The following is a 14,814-nucleotide window of genomic DNA, read 5'->3' on the forward strand; positions in this document are numbered from 1 at the left end:
GCTTTGCAAGCCCTTTTTAAATCTAACTTCTTGTTTTATAAGAAGTTTAAGGAGCTACTTACGCCTGAAGAGGTGCGCATTATAGGGACTGGCAAACGAAGGTCAATGATTATTGCGCTTTTGTTTCAACACCCCCGAACTCAAGGGCTGTAGCCACACAAACCACTAGCGCGCCGCCTACAGAAACGCCCCCTTCTTTAAACCCAGGTAGGGATGCACTGCATCCATATATGAAAGAAGCGACGCCCCCCCCCCAAAGAAAGCGGCACTAGCCGATCAATAGCAGTGCTGCATGCAAACAGCCTGACAAGATCATCAGCATCAGGACCAGAACCAGAACCAGAACCAGAAGCCCCCAATCATCAAGCACACAGGTGCGATGCACAAAATTTTGCCATAACACTCAAGCAGCCTGAGGTGCACGCCGACGAACACCCCTTGTCGAATCTAAAAACCACCGGATACTGTATATAAAACCAGTAAAGGCGATTCCCCTATGAGCAACGCTCAGATCCTTAGCGAACTACACACCAATTGCACTCACCTTCCATTTTTTGAGGCGCACATTCCCGCCGGCTTTCCCAGTCCTGCCCTGGATCACATGGAACACAAACTGTCTCTGGACGAGCTTCTCGACATCAATACACCGCACACTTATGTCGCGCTGGTAAGCGGTGAAAGCATGAATGGCGCAGGAATCTTCGATGGCGATTACCTGATCGTCAGTCGCGCACTGGAAGCAAAGCCGGGCGACATCGTTGTGGCCTGTCTAAATGGTGATGTATTCGTCAAACGTTTGGGCCGGCACCATAAGTCGTATGTGCTGCAATCCGAGCACCCTGATTACGCACCTCGCTACGTACTTGACGATGACGAACTGATGATTTGGGGGGTTGTGAGTCACAGCCTGAGGAACCACCGCCACCATGCCTGAGCCAGCGTTCGCACTAATCGACTGCAACAGCTTCTACGCAAGCTGCGAGCGAGTGTTCCGGCCTGACCTACAGCACACACCTATCGTGGTACTAAGCAACAACGATGGCTGCGTAATTGCTCGCTCTGCAGACGCTAAACCTTTCGTAAAAATGGGGGCGCTATTCCATGAAATCCGTGGCGAACTCGACCGTCATGGCATTATGACTTTCAGCAGCAACTACGCACTCTATGGCGACATGAGCGAGCGAGTGATGAGCATCATAGAAGCGCGCCTGCCGGCCGTTGAGGTTTACAGCATTGATGAGGCCTTTGCCGACCTTTCCGGGATCACGGAGCCACTAGAGCATCTATCCAGAGCACTCCAAAACGAGATCAGGCAGAAAACGGGCATCCCTGTTGGTATCGGTATCGCTGAAACCAAAACCTTGGCGAAACTGGCCAACCATGCCGCCAAACGCTGGCAAAAACAGACCGGCGGAGTCGTCGACCTACGCGATCCGATCCGGCGCGACAAGCTACTTAATATCGTGCCCGTAGGAGAAGTCTGGGGAATCGGCGCACACATGCAAACTCATCTAAACGCACTGGGCATCAAAACCGCCTGGGATTTGGCTAGACATGATGCTCGAGAACTGCGAAAGCGCTTCAATGTGGTGATCGAGAAAACCGCACGCGAACTGCGCGGTACTGCCTGCTTAGCACTCGAAGAAACTGAGCCAGCCAAACTGGCGATCTGCTGCAGTCGCTCGTTCGGCAAACGCCTGAAAACCATCGAACCGATTCAGGAAGCCGTTACTGCATACGCCACCCGAGCGGCTGAAAAACTGCGTCAACAAGGCTCACTGTGTAGGCAGATTCGCATCAGCCTGCGTACCGGTATGTTCAACCCTGCAGAGGCTAAATATGCCAATGGTCTGATTTGCCAGCTGCCCTACCCGACCGACGACACACGCCTGATCATTTCAGCAGCGCGTGAGGGAATAAGCCGGCTTTATCGTAATGGGTTTAGCTATGCCAAAGCTCAGGTACTGCTGCTGGATCTGTGCCGACGTGACGAATACACAAAAGATCTATTTACACCCGAACAAACCATGAGAACCGAGCACCTGATGAAAACACTGGACGCCATCAACGGACGATGGGGGCGCGGGACATTGAAGCCTGCACGAATCACCAAACACACAGAGTGGAGCATGCGTCGGGAGCTGCTATCACCGGCTTACACGACTAGGTGGCAGGACCTGTTTAAGGTTAAAGCACAATAGATTTTTAATCTCAGTAGAGCCCACCACACGATCTCTCATGCCACGACCACTAGAAGCCATGAGATCTCAAGCTTAAATCACTGTTCTCACACCTGTGTTCAAGCCAGACTCGCCTTTGAACATTCAACCTCGGAGACTTTGCCGGTCGCCAAAACATCGTATAAATAGGCCACTATCGACCTCAACACGCAGATGACGTGCACCCTGTGGAGCAAGTCGCCACTGACTGATCGTTAAGCCGATGTTTCACACTGCAACCTCCATATAAAACGAAGGTCAACCCGATGGCTGTGTCAGCGATAAGCATTTTAGAAAAGGTAAATGTCGGGCCAAACTTACGCATTGGAAAATAACCGCCCACAAAAAAGCCTAATCAGCATTAGATGATTAGGCTTTTTTGTATATATATGGTCGGGACGGAGTGATTCGAACACTCGACCCCTAGCACCCCATGCTAGTGCGCTACCGGACTGCGCTACGCCCCGACTAGGCGTGAATCAGTTTTCTTATACCAGAAAACGTCGCGGACTATACATTAAGCTCCTGAAATGTGGAAACTTTTTTGAATAGAGCGACTATTTTCTAAGCACCATCAACACGTCTTCAAGCTCGGTAATCATTTGCTTGATCAGCTGCTTGTACTGGGTGCTGTCATCTTTAGCTTCATCACCCGAAAGACGCTGACGCGCTCCGCCGATGGTAAAGCCTTGGTCGTACAAGAGCGCGCGAATCTGCCGAATCATCAACACATCTTGGCGCTGATAATAGCGTCGATTACCACGCCGCTTAACCGGGTTGAGTTGTGGGAACTCCTGCTCCCAGTAACGCAACACGTGCGGTTTTACAGCACAGAGTTCGCTAACTTCACCGATGGTGAAGTAGCGCTTGCCGGGTATGACGGGCAGTTCGTCGTTATGACTTGGTTCCAGCATACGCCTCGACCCTGGCTTTAAGTTTTTGGCCTGGACGGAAAGTCACGACACGGCGAGCCGTGATCGGAATTTCCTCTCCTGTTTTTGGATTGCGGCCGGGGCGCTGACGCTTATCGCGCAGATCAAAGTTACCGAACCCCGAGAGTTTGACCTGTTCGTTGAGCTCCAGCGCTTGGCGGATCTCCTCAAAGAACAGCTCCACCAACTCCTTGGCTTCCCGTTTATTCAGGCCCAGCTCTTCATACAGACGTTCCGCCATCTCAGCTTTCGTCAGAGCCCCCATACGCTACTTCCTTAACGTGGCGTTGAACCTTTGTTCCAGGGAGGTGAGAATATTTTGCATTGTGGTGCTCACCTCATCGTCATTAAGAGTGCGCGATGGATGCTGCCAGGTCAAGCCAACGGCAAGGCTTTTTCTATGAGGATCAATACCTTTACCGTGATACACGTCAAATAGCTTGAGGTCAGTCATCCATTCGCCTGCAGCCTCACGAATTGCACCGAGCAAATCCTGTGCAGGCACGTCACGGTCAACCAGCACAGCCAAGTCACGCCGCACTTCGGGGAACTTAGACAACTCCTGAAACTTTGGCATAACGCCTTGAGTGATCTCAGCCAGCACCAACTCAAACATAAAGACGGTTTGATCTAGGCCTAGCGCTTTCGACAGCTCGGGATGCATCGCACCCAGGAAACCGACTACTCGCCCTTCGCGCTCGATACACGCTGTTTGCCCTGGGTGCAGCGCAGCATGTTCACCCGGCACGAAGGTGAAGCTACCACCCGCTCCTGCACTGGTCAGCAAGGCTTCGACATCGGCTTTAACATCATAGAAGTCGACATCATCTCGACCGTGCGCCCAACCCTCAGCCAGGCGACCGCCACAAATTACGCCCGCCAGCATCGGCTCTTGCTTCAAACCTTCGAGCTGCCCAACAAAACGCAAGCCGCTTTCGAACAGACGCACACGCGACTGTTGACGATTCAAGTTGTGTTCAAGCGCCTTGATCAGACCAGGCCACAAGGAAGAGCGCATTGCTGCCATATCGGCAGAAATCGGGTTCGCCAACATCAGCGGCGCAACACCTGGATTGAACAGCTCGAACAACTTGGGATCAATGAAGCTGTAGGTAATCGCTTCCTGATAACCACGGGCAACCAACAAACGACGCAGTGCAGGTAGGTCGACAGCAGCCTCGGCTTTAGCTTGCGGAGCCAGACGCGCTTGCGGATAGCGAACCGGCAAACGGTTATATCCATACAAACGACCCAACTCTTCAATCAAATCGACTTCAAGACTGATGTCGAAGCGATGACTCGGCACATCGACTAGCCACTCACCAGCGCCTTGAACGGTCACACCGAGCCCCAACGCTGTGAGCAGACGCTCAACTTCAGCGCCCTCCATGTCCATACCCAACATTTGGCTGATGCGTTCGGCTCGCAAGGTAATTGGCGCAATATTAGGCAAGTCGGTGGCACTGGCCACTTCAATGACAGGACCAGCTTCACCACCGACGATATCCAACAGCAGTTCGGTTGCACGCTCCATCGCATGGCGCGCCAGCTGCGAGTCAACACCGCGCTCGAACCGATGCGATGAATCAGTGTGCAGTCCATAGGAACGGGCTTTGCCAGCTACCGCAATGGTGTCGAAGAAAGCACTTTCCAAGAACAGGTCACGCGTTTTAGCACTTACACCGCTATGTTCACCGCCCATCACACCGGCAATAGCCAAAGCGCGATTATGGTCAGCGATCACCAGGGTGTCTGCTCGCAGGCTGACTTCTTGCCCATCCAGCAGAACCAGCTTTTCACCCTCTTCAGCCATACGCACGCGGATACCACCATTGATCTCAGCAAGATCAAAAGCATGCATAGGCTGACCGAGCTCAAGCATTACGTAGTTGGTAATATCAACGGCAGCATCAATGCTACGAATGTCGGAGCGACGCAGACGCTCGACCATCCACAGCGGCGTAGGCTTGGACAAGTCGACGTTGCGCACAACCCGCCCCAAGTAGCGCGGGCATGCTTGAGGGACCAAGACATCAACCGAGCGTACTTCGTCATGGGAAGCCGCAACCGGAGCGACAGACACAGGTGCCACAGTCGCGCCGTAGATCGCGCCCACTTCACGAGCCAAGCCGGCCAGCGACAGACAATCACCACGATTTGGGGTCAACCCGATTTCGATGCTGGCATCGTCCAAGCCCAGATAAATGCGTATGTCCTGACCAACAGGTGCATCCGCCGCCAGCTCCATGAGTCCACTGTTGTCATCACTGACCTGCAACTCGGAAGCCGAACAGAGCATCCCCTGAGACTCCACGCCACGCAACTTGGCCTGTTTGATCTTGAAATCACCAGGCAACTCAGCGCCGATCATGGCGAAGGGAATCTTGATACCGACGCGAGCATTTGGTGCACCGCAAACGACTTGGAATGTTTCATTGCCGTTACTGACTTGGCAGACACGCAGCTTGTCAGCATCAGGGTGCTGTTCAGCGCTAAGAATCTCGCCCACCACAACGCCACTGAACTGACCTGCCACAGGCGTTACCGCATCGACTTCCAGACCGACCATCGATAGGCGGGCCACCAACTCATCGCGCGCAACATCCGGATTTACCCAGCTACGCAGCCATTGTTCACTGAATTTCATACTGTCTGTTCTCCTGAACCAATTCGATTACGGAATGCGAGGGCGCTAGCGAAATTGCGCCAGGAACCGCAGGTCGTTATCAAAGAACAGCCGTAGATCGTTAACGCCGTAACGCAGCATGGCCAGACGCTCAACCCCCATGCCGAAGGCGAAGCCGGAATATTTCTCTGGATCAATGCCAGACATGCGCAGCACATTCGGGTGCACCATGCCGCAGCCCATGACTTCCAGCCAACCGGTCTGCTTGCAAACGCGGCAGCCTTTGCCGCTGCACATCACACACTGCATATCGACTTCAGCCGATGGTTCGGTGAAGGGGAAAAATGAGGGACGGAAACGTACGCCCAGCGGCTTCTCGAAGAACACCCGAAGGAACTCTTCGATGGTGCCCTTGAGGTCAGCAAAGCTCACACCCTCATCGACCAGCAGGCCTTCTACCTGATGGAACATCGGCGAGTGTGTGATATCGGAATCGCAGCGATAAACACGGCCAGGGCAAACGATGCGGATCGGCGGCTGCTGCGATTCCATGGTGCGCACCTGGACCGGAGAGGTGTGGGTGCGCAGCAACATATTCGCGTTGAAATAAAAGGTGTCATGCATCGCCCGAGCCGGGTGATGGCCTGGAATATTGAGCGCTTCAAAGTTGTGATAGTCGTTTTCAACTTCCGGGCCTTCGGCAATGCCGTAGCCAATACGGGTGAAAAACTGCTCAACGCGTTCCAGCGTCCGGGTTACCGGATGCAGACCACCAGAAGTCTGACCACGACCTGGCAGTGTCACGTCGATTTTTTCGGCGGCGAGCTTGGCGCTCAGCGCGGCCTGTTCCAGAGTTGCCTTACGGCTGTTAAGAGCATCCTGAACCTGATCCTTGGCGGCATTGATCAACGCACCAGCTTGTGGACGTTCTTCTGCCGACAGATTGCCCAGGGTCTTCATCACCTGAGTCAATTCGCCTTTCTTGCCCAGATAGTGAACCCGCAATTGCTCCAGGACATTCACATCGTCGGTGTGGCTAACGGCCTCAAGCGCTTGCGAGACCAGCACATCCAGATTTTCCATTTACAGACTCCAGATACGAAATAGGGGAAGAGCTTAAAGGCTCTTCCCCTATTGGTGACGTTTAGCACCGGGCGAGCCCGGTGATTGTCGGGGACTTAAGCCAGTACGGCTTTCGCTTTCTCGACAATCGCAGCAAACGCCGCTTTTTCGTTCACTGCCAGATCAGCCAGTACCTTACGGTCGATCTCGATGGACGCTTTTTTCAGGCCGGCAATGAAACGGCTGTAGGACAGACCGTTAACACGAGCACCAGCGTTGATACGAGCGATCCACAGAGCGCGGAACTGACGTTTTTTCTGGCGACGGTCGCGGTAGGCGTACTGGCCTGCCTTGATCACCGCTTGCTTGGCAACACGGAATACGCGTGAGCGTGCGCCGTAGTAGCCTTTAGCGAGTTTCAGAATTTTTTTGTGACGCTTGCGAGCGATAACGCCGCGCTTAACACGAGCCATGAGTAATTTCCTCTATCTTGACCGATTAACGAACGCGCAGCATGCGCGCCACTTTTGCTACGTCAGACGGATGCACCATGGTGCTACCGCGCAGTTGACGCTTACGCTTAGTGGACATCTTGGTCAGGATGTGGCTCTTGAAAGCGTGCTTGTGCTTGAAGCCGTTAGCGGTTTTGAGAAAACGCTTGGCTGCACCACTCTTAGTTTTCATCTTTGGCATGTTCGGATACTCCGCATTCAGTTGATAAACATAACCGCAAGGCCTGCCGTGCCCTGGTGATTATTTCTTCTTTTTGGGGGCGATGACCATTATCAGCTGGCGTCCTTCCATCTTTGGATGCTGTTCAACGGTGCCGTATTCAGCAAGGTCACCTTCAACCCGCTTCAACAACTCCATGCCCAGCTCCTGATGCGCCATCTCACGGCCGCGGAATCGAAGCGATACCTTGGCCCTGTCCCCATCACTAAGGAAACGTACCAGGTTGCGTAGTTTTACCTGGTAATCCCCTTCCTCCGTCCCTGGACGAAACTTGATTTCTTTAACCTGAATCTGCTTCTGGTTTTTCTTTGCAGCAGCAATCTGCTTCTTCTTTTCGAAGATCGATTTGCCGTAGTCCATCAGCTTGCAAACAGGTGGCACTGCATCGGCAGAAATCTCTACCAGATCCAGCTTGGCCTCTTCGGCCTTAAGAAGCGCGTCTTCAATTGACACAATCCCAAGCTGCTCACCTTCAGCGCCAATTAACCGAACCTCACGTGCCGAGATATTCTCGTTGATCGGGGCCTTCGGTGCAGCTCGTTTATCTTGTCTCATTTCACGCTTAATAATGATTACTCCAAATCTTGGCGACCACGCCGGGAAACCGCCTGCGCAAGAAATTCAGCGAATTGAGTGACGGGCATTGAGCCCAGATCAGCACCTTCACGGGTACGCACGGCGACAGTTTTCGTCTCAACTTCCCGATCTCCGATAACCAAGAGATAAGGAACCTTGAGCAAAGTATGCTCGCGGATTTTAAAGCCTATCTTCTCGTTCCTCAAGTCAGACTTGGCACGAAAACCGCTTTGATTGAGCGATTTCTCCACTTCGAGGGCAAAATCGGCCTGTTTATCAGTGATATTCATCACCACGGCCTGAGTCGGAGCCAGCCAAGCTGGGAACGCACCTTCGTAGTGCTCAATCAAAATACCGATGAAACGCTCGAACGAACCGAGAATCGCCCGGTGCAACATGACCGGTACTTTGCGACTGTTGTCTTCGGAAACGTAGCTCGCCTCCAGGCGCTGCGGCATATTCGGATCGTACTGCAGGGTACCGCACTGCCAGGCACGACCGAGGCAGTCGAGCAGCGTGAATTCGATCTTAGGACCGTAGAATGCGCCCTCTCCTGGCAGATACTCCCAAGGCAGACCCGCTTCGTTCAGCGCATTGGCCAGCGCCTCTTCGGCACGATCCCAGAACGCATCATCGCCCACACGCTTGGCTGGGCGGGTTGAGAGCTTCATCTTGACATCGCTGAAACCGAAGTCAGCGTAAACCTGCAAGGTCAGCTTGATGAAATCTGCGGCTTCTTTCTTGACCTGCTCTTCAGTACAGAAGATGTGCGCGTCATCCTGAGTGAAGCCACGCACGCGCATGATGCCATGCAGGGCGCCTGATGCCTCATTACGGTGACAGGAGCCAAACTCAGCCAGACGCAGCGGCAGCTCGCGGTAGCTCTTGAGCCCCTGATTGAATATCTGCACATGGCACGGGCAGTTCATCGGCTTGATCGCGTAGTCGCGGCTTTCCGACTGAGTGGTGAACATGTTGTCAGCGTAATTGCCCCAGTGCCCGGATTTCTCCCACAGCACACGATCAACCACCTGCGGCGTACGCACTTCCTGGTAACCGTTGTCGCGCTGAACACCACGCATGTACTGCTCAAGCACCTGATAGATGGTCCAGCCATTGGGATGCCAGAACACCATGCCCGGCGCTTCTTCCTGGGTATGGAACAGATCAAGGCGCTTACCGATCTTGCGATGGTCGCGCTTCTCGGCCTCTTCGATACGCTGGATATAAGCCGCCAACTGCTTCTTATCAGCCCAAGCCGTGCCATACACGCGCTGTAACTGCTCGTTCTTGGCATCGCCGCGCCAGTAGGCACCGGACAACTTGGTCAGCTTGAACGCTTTGAGGAAGCGCGTATTCGGCACATGCGGGCCACGGCACATGTCGACGTACTCTTCGTGGTAGTACAGACCCATGGCCTGCTCGTCCGGCATGTCTTCAACCAGACGCAGCTTGTACTCTTCACCACGAGCGGTGAAGACATCAATAACTTCAGCGCGTGGCGTCACTTTCTTAATGACGTCGTAGTCCTTCTCGATCAGCTGCTGCATGCGCTGCTCGATTGCTGCCACATCATCTAGAGTGAAAGGACGCTCAGAGGCGATGTCGTAGTAAAAACCTTCGTCAATAACCGGACCGATCACCATCTTGGCAGCAGGAAACAGCTGCTTGACCGCATGACCAATCAAATGCGCACAGGAGTGGCGAATGATTTCCAGGCCTTCCTGATCTTTTGGCGTAATGATTTGTAGAGTTGCGTCGCTATCAATCAGATCACAGGCATCAACCAACTTGCCATTGACCTTACCAGCTACCGTGGCCTTAGCCAGGCCAGCACCAATAGATTGCGCCACCTCGAGTACGGATACCGGGTGATCGAACGAACGCTGACTGCCGTCGGGAAGAGTAATGATGGGCATGGCGCCTCCTCTCCTAGTGGTGACCTCTACCAAAGGCCACATGGGTTGGGATGAGCCAGTAAGCGATGCGGCGGTAAACCTGCCTTACAATGGCAGGAGCTTTTCAGCCAACCAAAACCGAACCGGGGTCACTGGAGGTTTGAAACAACGATTTACCCCACGGATGCTTGCAGAAAGCCGGGCTTACTGGCAAGAACCCAATAAAAAAGGGCCGCCTAAGCGACCCTTTTTCTACCAAATTTGGTAGGCACGATTGGACTCGAACCAACGACCCCCACCATGTCAAGGTGGTGCTCTAACCAACTGAGCTACGTGCCTACGATGGGTGCGCATTCTACGGCCGCGCAAAAAACTGTCAACCTATTTTTTACGCTAACTGTCTGAATAACTGAATTTTTTACTGTTCTACAGCGCGTTTAATATTTCGCACAGGCCACTAGCCGGGCATTTTCAACTCAGGTAGCATCTGTCCATTCGTAAAAAATAAAGAACAGAGGTTGCAAAATGGCGCACACAGCTTATCCACAATCCTATTACGCGGCCTCCGCCAATCCGGTACCGGAGCGCCCAGAATTGAATGGTGAAGTCGAGACTGACGTGTGCATCGTCGGCGCGGGCTACACCGGTCTATCCACCGCCATCGCCCTGCTTGAGAGTGGCTTCAAGGTCAGCATCGTTGAGGCGGCCAAGGTCGGTTTTGGCGCATCGGGTCGTAATGGCGGACAAATCGTTAACAGCTACAGCCGCGATATCGACGTGATCGAACGCAGTGTCGGCCCCAAGCAGGCGAAACTGCTGGGCGATATGGCGTTCGAAGGCGGCCGCATCATTCGCGAACGCATCGCCAAGTACAACATCCAGTGCGACCTCAAGGACGGTGGCGTCTTCGCTGCTAACACCCCAAAGCACATGAAACACCTGGAATCGCAGAAAAAGCTTTGGGAACGCTACGGCCATACTCAGTTGGAACTGATGGACGCCAAGCGCATTCGTGAAGTAGTGGACAGCGACGCCTATGTCGGCGGCATGCTCGACATGAGTGGCGGTCACATACATCCGCTCAATCTGGCACTGGGCGAAGCGGCTGCCGTTGAGTCGCTGGGTGGCGTGATCTATGAACAATCCCCCGCTATCCGCATTGATCGCGGCGCCAACCCTGTTGTGCACACGCCCAACGGCCGGATCAAAGCCAAGTTCGTGGTCGTCGCCGGTAACGCCTATCTGGGCAACCTGATTCCGGAGCTGTCGGCCAAGTCGATGCCGTGCGGTACCCAGGTGATCACCACCGAACCCCTGTCCGCTGAGCTGGCGAAAAGCTTGCTGCCGCAGGATTACTGCGTCGAAGATTGCAACTACCTGCTCGACTACTACCGCCTGACCAGCGACAAGCGCCTGATCTTCGGCGGCGGCGTGGTCTACGGCGCACGCGATCCGGCGAACATCGAGGCGATTATTCGCCCGAAAATGCTTAAAGCCTTCCCACAGCTGAAGGACGTGAAGATCGACTACGCCTGGACCGGCAACTTCCTGCTGACCCTGTCGCGCCTACCGCAGGTCGGCCGCCTGGGCGACAACATCTACTACTCGCAGGGCTGCAGCGGCCACGGCGTGACCTACACACACTTAGCCGGCAAAGTGCTGGCTGAAGCCCTGCGCGGCCAGGCAGAGCGCTTCGACGCCTTCGCCGATCTGCCGCATTACCCCTTCCCCGGCGGCCGCCTGTTCCAAGTGCCATTCAGCGCTCTGGGTGCCTGGTACTACACCCTGCGTGACAAGCTGGGCGTCTAAAGCACAACCCGCAAACAGAAACGGCACCTTAAGAGGTGCCGTTTTGCATTCTATCTTTCGACGGTTTTACAGCTGCGCATCCGGCCAAACCTGACGCGCCGTGCGCAACGCCCGCTGCGCCGCAGTCGCACGACCTTGCTTTTGCAATTCCTGCGCGGCCGCCATCCACGTCTGTTTGTTTGGTTGCGCAGGCAACTGATCGGTAGGCATGACCAATACAGCCCAGCGCCCCGCCTCACCCCACGCATCGTCGAAGCTAGCAAAGCTGGTGTACCAACGCCGGGTGTTGCCAGAGCGCAGCACCAGTGTGCGCTCACGCTGGTCATAGCCAACCAGCAGCGCAAACTGCGCGCCCGGCCCGCCAAATAAACGATCCTGCATCACCAGCACTGGATGACCTGCCGACACTTGCTGCATCAGCGCATCCAGGTTACCCGGCAAGGGGTAGACCAGCAGATCATAAGAGCGAGCCGCCGCTTCAAGGCCGACTTGCGCGCTTTGTCCCTTGGCCAATTGCTGAATGCGCTCATCCACCAGGCCGGGGCTACTGATCACACCATGATGATTGAGTAACGCCGCCAACGCCGAAGGCCCGCCCTGCGCATCACTGAGTTGAAAAAACGGCACATCAGCCAACTCGACCCGCTCGGGCAAGCGCTTGGTCTCAGGCTGCAGCTGCGGCCCACCAGCGCAGGCAGCGAGCAGAAAAAACAGGGCTACTGGCAGAAGCTTTACTACGCGCACAGACTGAAACATCACTCACCCACTGGCTTGTTTGTGGCGCAGAGCATAACGATGAAGTGCCGATGCCCCAACCTATCTGCGCAAAATGCCGAGTTTCCGGCAGACAGTGCTCAAGTCACACGCACAAACGAAAACCCTCTCCAGGCCGATAAACTGCCCGGCACTGCAGCCAACGCTGCCTTCACCCGGCACACCACCGATTTACGACCGCAGACCTTGCGCTCGCCGTCAAACAAACAGCCCCCTATGCCCAATAACTTTGCACCTGCCAGCACGCCTCTAACCGCGCTTTCTCGGCGCGTCTTCGTTGCGTCGATGATGGATTGGGCATATTCACTCATGCCGGGAAACCGTCTTAGATTCATAACCACCTGCCTTCAGCACCTGTAACCGGCCAGAAGCGGACGTTTTACTCGTGGCGGGATAGCCCTTTAGAAGGATGCATTGCGATAGACCTCCTCGCCGCCAAGCAAAGTCCAAAGAACCTTGGCTTTGCCGAGCTGATTAATTGGCAATTTGAAGATGTTCTGATCGAGCACAATAAGATCGGCTTGTTTGCCCACTTCCAGCGAGCCGGTGTCCTTTTCTTGGCGCAGGGTATAAGCCGCATCCAAGGTGTAGGCCTTGATTGCGGCTTCCAGGTTCGGCAGACCACGTTCACCTAAACTCAGGGCATTCTGCATGATGCCCAGGGGCGAAAGCGGGTTGACGTCCCAGTCGGAGCTAAGGGTGACACGCGCACCGGAGTCATACAGTTCGCGCATGGGCAGCATCGCGTAGGCGCGCTGGCCGATCATCGGCTCGTTGCTTTTCAGAAATGACGGCGTGAAGTACGGGCTTGGCTGGAAGTCGGCGATCACTTCGAGCTGTCCAAAGCGCGGGATGTCTTGCTTGGCCACCAGTTCGACGTGGGTGATGCGGTGACGGCCTTGGCCGCCAGTGGCATCGATAGCGTCCAGGGCATCGCTGACGGCCTGGTCGCCAATGGCATGGATATGCATATCGAAACCGGCCTTGGCCAGTTCGCGGCTGTAGCGTTCGAGACGCCCAGGACTGAAGTAGTACAGGCCTTTCGCTTCGACCCCTGGCAGGTTCTGGTTATAGGGCCGCTGCAGGCGGGCGGTGGTGTTGTGGATGATGCCGTCGACATAGAACTTGATCTGGGTGACGTGCAGCAGGCTGTCGGCGGAGCCTTCGTCATACAAGGCCTTGAGCTCGGCCAGCTGTGTGTCATCGTCCCGCGTCGGGTAGGCCCACAAGCCCAGCGTGGTGCGCGCCGTCAGCTCATCATTGCGCGCCGCCCGCTGCCAGGCCTGCATATGCCCGCGCTGCCAGAACACCCGTGCATCAGCCACCGAAGTGATGCCATTTTTTGCCAGCTCGTCCTGCCCGGCCAGCACCGCCTGGTAGTAGACCTCTTCGAGCGCCTTGGACGGCGGCAATGCCCTGTCCAGGGCTAGATCGCCAGCGTTATCCAGCAGCACACCGGTGGCCTCGCCAGCCGCGCCACGTAGGATGATGCCACCCTCCGGGTTCGGCGTATCGACAGTAATGCCGGCCTGCTCCAGCGCCTTGGAGTTGAGCCAGTAAGCATGCGAGGTTTCTTCCATGATCGCCACAGGGCGGTCGCTGACAATGCCGTCGAGCAGTTCGCGCGGGGTTTTCTGCTGATCCAGCAGGCTGTGCAGGGAAAAGCCCCAGCCCAGCAGCCAGTCGCCGTCGTCCTGTTTATTGCAGGCGGCGATCGCCTGCAACCACTGCTGCACGTCATCCGCTGCCTCGACCTTGCAGTCGCCCTGGGCCTCGGAGGAGGCATCCAGCACGTGGGCGTGGGTGTCCTGGAAGCCCGGCAGCACCAAGCGGCCTTCGAGGTCGACGGTTTCGGTCTCGTCATCGACATAGTCGGCGACATCCTCGTCATCGCCGATGGCGACGATGCTGCCGTCTTCATCGATCACCATAGCGCTGGCCCAGGGCTGCTCTGCATTGACGGTGTAGATCGTGGCGTTGTGCAGCAATAGGGTGGCGGATTGATCGGCCAGCGCCAGGTTGCTGCCGAGCAGCAGAACCAGCGCCAGGGAATGTGAGCTGCGCATGGGCAAGGCCTCGTCGTAATGCGCACCAGCCTCGTCAGCCGGCACAGGGATAAAACACAAAGCCGCTACCGCCAGGGCTGGCGATAACGGCGGCGTGCTGCAGAAAATATAGCCGTGCAC

Annotated in this window: 14 protein-coding genes and 2 tRNA genes; 3 read left to right on the forward strand and 13 right to left on the reverse strand. The window is 55.4% G+C overall.

Translation table 11 applies throughout. The features are described from left to right. Window positions 1–496: 496 nt before the first annotated feature. Together ALTER154_RS00005 and umuC are read left to right on the forward strand one after the other, a co-directional pair. Window positions 497–934, forward strand: a complete 438-nt coding sequence (locus ALTER154_RS00005; protein ID WP_160084739.1) for a LexA family transcriptional regulator — start codon at window positions 497–499, stop codon at window positions 932–934. After that, on the forward strand, window positions 927–2,201 hold the full coding sequence (umuC, locus tag ALTER154_RS00010) for a translesion error-prone DNA polymerase V subunit UmuC (RefSeq protein ID WP_160084740.1): 1,275 nt from the start codon (window positions 927–929) through the stop codon (window positions 2,199–2,201). The genes ALTER154_RS00005 and umuC overlap by 8 nt, the downstream gene beginning before the upstream one ends. A 408-nt stretch (window positions 2,202–2,609) precedes the next feature. Here umuC and ALTER154_RS00015 read toward each other — a convergent pair. The 10 genes from ALTER154_RS00015 to ALTER154_RS00060 form a co-directional block, all read right to left on the reverse strand. Further along, window positions 2,610–2,686, reverse strand: a tRNA-Pro gene (locus tag ALTER154_RS00015). 90 nt (window positions 2,687–2,776) lie between these two features. Beyond that, window positions 2,777–3,133 (reverse strand): MerR family transcriptional regulator, encoded by a 357-nt coding sequence (locus tag ALTER154_RS00020; RefSeq protein ID WP_160084741.1) that lies wholly within the window; start codon window positions 3,131–3,133, stop codon window positions 2,777–2,779. After that, entirely contained in the window at window positions 3,114–3,416 is a 303-nt protein-coding gene (gene ihfA / locus ALTER154_RS00025) for an integration host factor subunit alpha (protein ID WP_003243414.1), read from the reverse strand. Before ihfA ends, ALTER154_RS00020 begins: the two co-directional genes overlap by 20 nt. A 3-nt stretch (window positions 3,417–3,419) precedes the next feature. Continuing rightward, the gene (gene pheT / locus ALTER154_RS00030) at window positions 3,420–5,798 is read right to left on the reverse strand and encodes a phenylalanine--tRNA ligase subunit beta (protein WP_160084742.1); all 2,379 of its coding nucleotides are present in this window, start codon (window positions 5,796–5,798) and stop codon (window positions 3,420–3,422) included. Between the two features lie 45 nt (window positions 5,799–5,843). Beyond that, window positions 5,844–6,860: a phenylalanine--tRNA ligase subunit alpha gene (pheS, locus tag ALTER154_RS00035; RefSeq protein ID WP_160084743.1), complete on the reverse strand. Its 1,017-nt coding sequence runs from the start codon at window positions 6,858–6,860 to the stop codon at window positions 5,844–5,846. Between the two features lie 95 nt (window positions 6,861–6,955). Continuing rightward, the gene (gene rplT, locus ALTER154_RS00040; RefSeq protein WP_040069108.1) at window positions 6,956–7,312 is read right to left on the reverse strand and encodes a 50S ribosomal protein L20; all 357 of its coding nucleotides are present in this window, start codon (window positions 7,310–7,312) and stop codon (window positions 6,956–6,958) included. Window positions 7,313–7,337: 25 nt separating this feature from the next. Continuing rightward, window positions 7,338–7,532 carry a 50S ribosomal protein L35 gene (gene rpmI / locus ALTER154_RS00045; protein WP_079202156.1) on the reverse strand — a complete coding sequence of 65 codons (195 nt, stop codon included), beginning with the start codon at window positions 7,530–7,532 and terminating at the stop codon, window positions 7,338–7,340. Between the two features lie 60 nt (window positions 7,533–7,592). After that, on the reverse strand, window positions 7,593–8,144 hold the full coding sequence (infC, locus tag ALTER154_RS00050) for a translation initiation factor IF-3 (RefSeq protein WP_169852835.1): 552 nt from the start codon (window positions 8,142–8,144) through the stop codon (window positions 7,593–7,595). Further along, on the reverse strand, window positions 8,144–10,066 hold the full coding sequence (gene thrS, locus ALTER154_RS00055) for a threonine--tRNA ligase (RefSeq protein WP_160084744.1): 1,923 nt from the start codon (window positions 10,064–10,066) through the stop codon (window positions 8,144–8,146). The genes infC and thrS overlap by 1 nt, the downstream gene beginning before the upstream one ends. Before the next feature lie 241 nt (window positions 10,067–10,307). Continuing rightward, a tRNA-Val gene (locus ALTER154_RS00060) sits at window positions 10,308–10,384 on the reverse strand. A 186-nt stretch (window positions 10,385–10,570) separates the two neighbouring features. Between ALTER154_RS00060 and ALTER154_RS00065 the strand changes: the two genes are divergently transcribed. Next, on the forward strand, window positions 10,571–11,854 hold the full coding sequence (locus tag ALTER154_RS00065) for an FAD-binding oxidoreductase (RefSeq protein WP_090256185.1): 1,284 nt from the start codon (window positions 10,571–10,573) through the stop codon (window positions 11,852–11,854). A 66-nt stretch (window positions 11,855–11,920) separates the two neighbouring features. Here the strand turns inward: ALTER154_RS00065 and ALTER154_RS00070 are convergent, their stop codons facing one another. The 3 genes from ALTER154_RS00070 to ALTER154_RS00080 all read right to left on the reverse strand — a co-directional run bounded on the left by ALTER154_RS00070 (window position 11,921) and on the right by ALTER154_RS00080 (window position 14,814). Then, window positions 11,921–12,610 carry a PA2778 family cysteine peptidase gene (locus ALTER154_RS00070; RefSeq protein WP_160084745.1) on the reverse strand — a complete coding sequence of 230 codons (690 nt, stop codon included), beginning with the start codon at window positions 12,608–12,610 and terminating at the stop codon, window positions 11,921–11,923. Window positions 12,611–12,708: 98 nt separating this feature from the next. Continuing rightward, window positions 12,709–12,939 carry a hypothetical protein gene (locus ALTER154_RS00075; protein WP_160084746.1) on the reverse strand — a complete coding sequence of 77 codons (231 nt, stop codon included), beginning with the start codon at window positions 12,937–12,939 and terminating at the stop codon, window positions 12,709–12,711. Between the two features lie 90 nt (window positions 12,940–13,029). Continuing rightward, window positions 13,030–14,814: an amidohydrolase gene (locus ALTER154_RS00080; protein ID WP_160084747.1), complete on the reverse strand. Its 1,785-nt coding sequence runs from the start codon at window positions 14,812–14,814 to the stop codon at window positions 13,030–13,032.

The organism is Pseudomonas sp. 9AZ, from assembly GCF_902506525.1.
Taxonomy (GTDB): Bacteria; Pseudomonadota; Gammaproteobacteria; order Pseudomonadales; family Pseudomonadaceae; genus Aquipseudomonas; species Aquipseudomonas peli.

What these genes read in the sequence shown, in the direction of transcription:
- ALTER154_RS00005 (WP_160084739.1), top strand. Translation starts at nt 497, where the DNA reads ATGAGCAACGCTCAGATCCTTAGCGAACTACACACCAATTGCACTCAC.
- umuC (WP_160084740.1), top strand. Translation starts at nt 927, where the DNA reads ATGCCTGAGCCAGCGTTCGCACTAATCGACTGCAACAGCTTCTACGCA.
- ALTER154_RS00020 (WP_160084741.1), bottom strand. Translation starts at nt 3,133, where the DNA reads ATGCTGGAACCAAGTCATAACGACGAACTGCCCGTCATACCCGGCAAG.
- ihfA (WP_003243414.1), bottom strand. Translation starts at nt 3,416, where the DNA reads ATGGGGGCTCTGACGAAAGCTGAGATGGCGGAACGTCTGTATGAAGAG.
- pheT (WP_160084742.1), bottom strand. Translation starts at nt 5,798, where the DNA reads ATGAAATTCAGTGAACAATGGCTGCGTAGCTGGGTAAATCCGGATGTT.
- pheS (WP_160084743.1), bottom strand. Translation starts at nt 6,860, where the DNA reads ATGGAAAATCTGGATGTGCTGGTCTCGCAAGCGCTTGAGGCCGTTAGC.
- rplT (WP_040069108.1), bottom strand. Translation starts at nt 7,312, where the DNA reads ATGGCTCGTGTTAAGCGCGGCGTTATCGCTCGCAAGCGTCACAAAAAA.
- rpmI (WP_079202156.1), bottom strand. Translation starts at nt 7,532, where the DNA reads ATGCCAAAGATGAAAACTAAGAGTGGTGCAGCCAAGCGTTTTCTCAAA.
- thrS (WP_160084744.1), bottom strand. Translation starts at nt 10,066, where the DNA reads ATGCCCATCATTACTCTTCCCGACGGCAGTCAGCGTTCGTTCGATCAC.
- ALTER154_RS00065 (WP_090256185.1), top strand. Translation starts at nt 10,571, where the DNA reads ATGGCGCACACAGCTTATCCACAATCCTATTACGCGGCCTCCGCCAAT.
- ALTER154_RS00070 (WP_160084745.1), bottom strand. Translation starts at nt 12,610, where the DNA reads ATGTTTCAGTCTGTGCGCGTAGTAAAGCTTCTGCCAGTAGCCCTGTTT.
- ALTER154_RS00075 (WP_160084746.1), bottom strand. Translation starts at nt 12,939, where the DNA reads ATGAGTGAATATGCCCAATCCATCATCGACGCAACGAAGACGCGCCGA.